The following is a 5,216-nucleotide window of genomic DNA, read 5'->3' on the forward strand; positions in this document are numbered from 1 at the left end:
CCTACGAGCAGCGCGACATCGCCCCGGCCTTCGACCATCATCCCGACCTGCCGCGCTGGCAGGAGCAGGGGGTCACCTTCACCCTGCTGGCCGGCGCTCTGGACGGGCGGCAGGCGCCGTGCCGGCTTTACTCGCCGCTGCTCGGCGCCGACCTGGCCTGCGACGATGCCTCGACCCTGCAACTGACGCTCGACCCGCACTTCGAGTACGGCCTGCTGCCGCTGGAAGGCGGGTTGGAAGTGGGCGGCGAGCATTTCGCGGTGAACGAACTGGCCTACCTGGGCGACGGCCGCGACGGCCTGCAACTGCAACTCGATCCTGGCGCGCGGGTGCTGTTGCTGGGCGGCGCACCGTTCGGCGCGGAGATCTTCATGTGGTGGAACTTCGTCGGCCACAGCAAGGGTGAGATCGCCCGGGCGCAGAAGGCCTGGGAGGAGGGGGATGCCCGCTTCGGCCGGCTCGACGCCCTGGAAGGGCCGCGCTTGAGCGCTCCGCCGATTCCCTGGAAGATCGACGCCGAGTGAGGTCGATGTGCCGCCGGGTGCCCCGGCGGCGTCCTCGAATGCCTGTCGGCGATCGTTGCGGACCTGCGGTCTGGCGATTCGCCGGCAGCGGGAAAACTTTCTGCACCCATCGCCGGTCAGAACTCGCCTATCGCATGCACCGAACAGGAAGTGAGCCACATGCAATTCGAACACCTGGTCCAGGTCAACGACCGGACGCTTGTCGACCTGCCGGTCCTCGACCGGCTGCAACTCTGGGAAGGCCTGGTCTGCCGTGCGCGCGAGCCACAGTATTTCGTCGTCGGCCTGGAGCGTTTCGAGATCCTCGTCGATGACGGCAACCGCCTGCACCGGCGCCTGTACCTGCCGGGTCTGGTGGTCGAGGACGAAGTCGTGCTGAAGGCGCCGGACAGTGCCCACTACAGCATCAAGCCGAGCGCCGAGGTGGCCGGCGGCAGCCTCGACATGACCATCGAGGAGCCGGAGCCCGGCTCGCTGTTCGTGCGTTTCGCCTACTGCACCCGCTACCTGCAGCCGCTGGGCGACGAACTGCCCTACGACGCCTTCGTCAAGCAGGCCTATATCGCCATGGATGTGGAGACCATCGCCACCATCCGCGACCGGTTCGGCGCCAGCGCCGCCAGCGGGAGTTGAGCGTGGAACACGGAAGCAGTTTTCTCCAGTCCGGCGTGGTCTTCCTGATCGCGGCGGTGTTCATGGTGCCGCTGGCCAAGCGCCTGCAACTGGGCGCGGTGCTCGGCTACCTGCTGGCCGGCGTGCTGATCGGTCCCAGCGTGCTGGGCCTGGTGGACAACCCGGAAAGCGTCGCGCAGATCTCCGAGATGGGCGTGGTATTGCTGCTGTTCATCATCGGCCTGGAGCTGTCGCCGCGGCGCCTGTGGGTGATGCGCAAGTCGGTGTTCGGCGTCGGCCTGCTGCAGGTGCTGCTGACCGGCGTGGTGATCGGCACCGTGGCCCTGGTCGGCTTCGACCAACCGGTGAACAGCGCGGTGGTGCTCGGCCTGGGCCTGGCGCTGTCGTCCACCGCCTTCGGCCTGCAGATCCTCGCCGAGCGCAAGGAACTGACCCAGCCCCATGGCCGCCTGGCCTTCGCCATCCTGCTGTTCCAGGACATCGCGGCGATCCCGCTGATCGCCATGATCCCGCTGCTCAGCGGTGCGCACAGCGACGCCGGCGGCAGCGAACTGACCCAGACCCTCAAGGTAGTCGGCAGCATCGCCGCGGTGGTGGTCGGTGGCCGCTACCTGCTGCGCCCGGTGTTCCGCATCGTCGCCCAGACCAAGCTGCAGGACATGTCCACCGCCACTGCGCTGCTGGTGGTGATGGGCACCGCGCTGCTGATGGAGCTGGCCGGCGTGTCCATGGCCCTCGGTGCCTTCCTCGCCGGCCTGCTGCTGGCCGACTCGGAGTACCGCCACGAACTGGAGGCGCAGATCGAGCCGTTCAAGGGCCTGTTGCTCGGCCTGTTCTTCATCAGCGTGGGGATGAGCGCGGACATCAGCCTGCTGCTCAAGTCGCCGTGGATGGTGCTCGGCCTGACCGTGCTGCTGATCGCCCTGAAGGCGCCGGTGCTGTACTTCGTCGGGCGTATTTCCGGCGGCCTCGACAAGGCCTCGGCGCTGCGCCTGGGCGTGGTCCTGGCGGCCGGCGGCGAGTTCGCCTTCGTCGTGTTCAAGATGGCCCGCGACCAGAGCCTGTTCCAGAACGACCTGCACAACCTGCTGGTGCTTTCCATCACCCTGTCGATGGCCCTGACCCCGTTGCTGGTACTCGGCCTCGCGCGCCTGCTGGCGAAGGAGCCGGAGGCGACGAAGCCGCCGCCGGAAATGGAACGCATCGACAACGACGACACCCCGCGCGTGGTGATCGCCGGGGTCGGCCGCATGGGCCAGATCGTCGCTCGCGTGCTGCGCGCCCAGCGCGTGCCGTTCATCGCCCTGGACACCTCGGTGGAGACCATCGAGCTGACCCGTACCCTCGGCGCGATCCCGATCTTCTACGGCGACCCGATGCGCCCGGAGATCCTTCGCGCGGCCCAGGTAGAGAAGGCCGAGTTCTTCGTCATCGCCACCGATGACCCGGAGACCAACATCGAGACGGCCAAGCGCGTGCGCAAGCTGTATCCGCACCTGAAGATCATCGCCCGCGCGCGTAACCGCCAGCACGTCCACCTGTTGCTCGACGCCGGGGTCGAGCCGGTGCGCGAGACCTTCTTCTCCAGCCTGGAGATGAGCCGCATGGTGCTCTGCGGCCTGGGTCTGAGCGAGGAACAGGCGGACGCGCGGATCCGTCGTTTCCGTCGGCACGACGAAGAGGTCCTGGCCTCCCAGCACCTGTTCTACAACGACCGCGACGCGCTGATCAAAAGCGCTCGCGAGGCGCGGGTCGAGCTGGAGACGCTGTTCCAGACCGACCAGTTGGAAGACCGTGGCGCGGTAGCGGCGGAGACCCCGGAGAAACCTTCCCGCGCGTCCTAGCGCCCGACCCATGCCGGTACGCCGGCATGGGTGATTCCCACGCCTGGGTCCATACTTTGCGGATATCGCAGTACGAAGGTTGGGATACCCGCGCGGCATCCCCTCTGTAGGGTGGAGGGCATCAGCCCAGCAGACGGCTGGACGCTTCCGCCGATCGAGGAACCTTATGCCTGTCGAACACCTGGACGTACTCATCGTCGGCGCCGGATTGTCCGGCGTCGGCGCCGCCTACCACCTGATGAAGCATTGCCCCGGCAAGAGCTTCGCCCTGCTCGAGGGGCGCGCGGCGATGGGCGGTACCTGGGACCTGTTCCGCTACCCCGGCATCCGTTCCGACTCGGACATGTTCACCCTCGGCTACAACTTCAAGCCATGGAGCGATCCCAAGGCCATCGCCGACGGTCCCTCGATCCGCCGCTACATCGAGGAGACCGCGCGGGAGAACGGCATCGACCGGAAGATCCGCTACCGCCACCGGGTGCTCAGGGCCGACTGGGATTCCGCCAATGCGCGCTGGAACCTCGACGTGCAGCGCGGTGACGAGCCCGAGCCGCTGCGCATGACCGCGCAGTTCCTGCTGATGTGTACCGGCTACTACCGCTACGAGGCCGGCTATACCCCGGAATTCGTCGGTCGCGAGGACTTCGCCGGGCAGGTCGTCCATCCGCAGCTGTGGCCCGAGGACCTCGACTACAGCGGCAAGAAGGTGGTGGTGATCGGCAGCGGCGCGACCGCCGTGACCCTGGTGCCGTCGCTGACCGACAAGGCCGCCCACGTCACCATGTTGCAGCGCTCGCCGTCCTACGTGATCACCCTGCCGCAGAAGGACGCGATCTCCAATTTCCTCCGCCGCTTCCTTCCGGAAACCTGGATCTACCGCCAGGCGCGGGCGCGCAACGTGGCCATGCAGATGGTCTTCTTCATGCTCGCCAGGACCTTCCCTGGCCTGGTCCGCAAGGTCCTGCTCAAGCTGGCCAGCCTGCAACTGGGCAAGCGCTTCGACATGCGCCACTTCAGCCCGCGCTACAAGCCGTGGGACGAGCGGGTCTGCGCGGTGCCGGACGGCGACCTGTTCAAGGTACTGCGCAAGGGCAAGGCGTCGGTGGTCACCGAGCACATCGACCGCTTCGTCGAGCGGGGCATTCGCCTGAAGACCGGCGAGGTGCTGGAGGCGGACATCATCGTCACCGCCACCGGTCTCGACCTGGTGATGTTCGGCGGCGCCGAGCTGGCGGTTGACGGCAAGCCGTTCCAGGTCAACCAGAGCATGGGCTATCGCGGCATCATGCTGCGCGACCTGCCGAACCTGGCGGCGGTGGTCGGCTATACCAACGCCAGCTGGACGCTCAAGGCGGACCTCTCCAGCGAATACTTCTGCCGCCTGATCAATCACATGGACGCCACCGGCATGCGCCAGGTGACCGCCCGCGACAGCACCGGCGACGTGCGCGAGGAGCCCTTCCTCAACCTCGACTCCGGCTACATCCAGCGCGCCGCCGAGCGCATGCCCAAGCAGGGCGACCGGATGCCCTGGAAGCTTTACCAGAACTACGTCCTCGACCTGGCGCTGCTGCGCTACGGTAAGGTCGAGGACGGCTACCTGGTGTTCTCCTCGCCGGCGCCGCAGCGGCAAGCCGGCGGCGCGGCGGTGCAGGCCCTGGGCTGAACCCGGCGGGCACCGCTCAGGCGTTCGCCGCGACCTGCCCGTAGGCCTTGCGCCAGGCGTCCAGGCCGCCGGCCAGCGCCCAGGTGCGGGTGAAGCCGGAGGCGTTGAGGCGCTGGGCGAGCATCGCGGCGGAAAGTTCGTGGGGACAGGCGCAATAGATGACGATGCTGGCGTCCCTGAGGTCGCCGGGCAGGTCCTTCAGCGACACGTTCAGTTCCACCGGGATGGCTCCCGGAATGCCGCTCGGCTCGTCTTCGTGATGGGCGCGGACATCGAGGATCACCGGCAATTGCCCCTGTTCGCGAAGGCTTTCCAGTTCCTCCACGCTGATTCGCGGAATCCGCCGGCTGCGCGACAGCAGGCGCTGGCGCTGCCAGAGCTTCCAGGCGATGAAGGCGGCGAAGGCGCCGGCGATCAGCAGCGCGCCGATGGCCGCGTAGTCGCTGAGCAGGGCCAGCAGGTGGTCCACCGCATCGCTGAAGATCACCCCCAGCAGCAGCGCGGAACCGGCCCAGAGTGCCGAGCCGGCGGAATACGACCTGTTTGGCG

At 67.6% G+C, this 5,216-nt stretch carries 5 protein-coding genes; 4 read left to right on the forward strand and 1 reads right to left on the reverse strand.

The features are described from left to right. From FFS27_RS28180 to FFS27_RS28195, 4 genes are all read left to right on the forward strand, one after another. Nucleotides 1–524, forward strand: a 524-nt coding sequence (locus FFS27_RS28180) for a pirin family protein (protein WP_137952361.1), incomplete at its 5' end; no start/stop codon positions are given. A gap of 159 nt (nucleotides 525–683) precedes the next feature. Continuing rightward, the gene (locus FFS27_RS28185) at nucleotides 684–1,157 is read left to right on the forward strand and encodes an SRPBCC family protein (protein ID WP_021264457.1); all 474 of its coding nucleotides are present in this window, start codon (nucleotides 684–686) and stop codon (nucleotides 1,155–1,157) included. Nucleotides 1,158–1,159: 2 nt separating this feature from the next. Then, nucleotides 1,160–3,001, forward strand: coding sequence for a glutathione-regulated potassium-efflux system protein KefB (gene kefB / locus FFS27_RS28190; RefSeq protein WP_021264458.1), 1,842 nt, complete (start codon nucleotides 1,160–1,162; stop codon nucleotides 2,999–3,001). A 166-nt stretch (nucleotides 3,002–3,167) separates the two neighbouring features. Beyond that, nucleotides 3,168–4,667 carry a flavin-containing monooxygenase gene (locus FFS27_RS28195; RefSeq protein WP_023092097.1) on the forward strand — a complete coding sequence of 500 codons (1,500 nt, stop codon included), beginning with the start codon at nucleotides 3,168–3,170 and terminating at the stop codon, nucleotides 4,665–4,667. A gap of 16 nt (nucleotides 4,668–4,683) precedes the next feature. Here FFS27_RS28195 and FFS27_RS28200 read toward each other — a convergent pair. Then, nucleotides 4,684–5,216, reverse strand: a 533-nt coding sequence (locus tag FFS27_RS28200) for a thiosulfate sulfurtransferase GlpE (RefSeq protein ID WP_137952362.1), incomplete at its 5' end; no start/stop codon positions are given.

The organism is Pseudomonas sp. 2VD (genome assembly GCF_005503585.1).
GTDB lineage: Bacteria > Pseudomonadota > Gammaproteobacteria > Pseudomonadales > Pseudomonadaceae > Pseudomonas > Pseudomonas aeruginosa.

Excerpts from the sequence above, each read along its gene's own strand:
- FFS27_RS28195 (WP_023092097.1), top strand. The coding sequence starts at position 3,168 with ATGCCTGTCGAACACCTGGACGTACTCATCGTCGGCGCCGGATTGTCC.
- FFS27_RS28185 (WP_021264457.1), top strand. The coding sequence starts at position 684 with ATGCAATTCGAACACCTGGTCCAGGTCAACGACCGGACGCTTGTCGAC.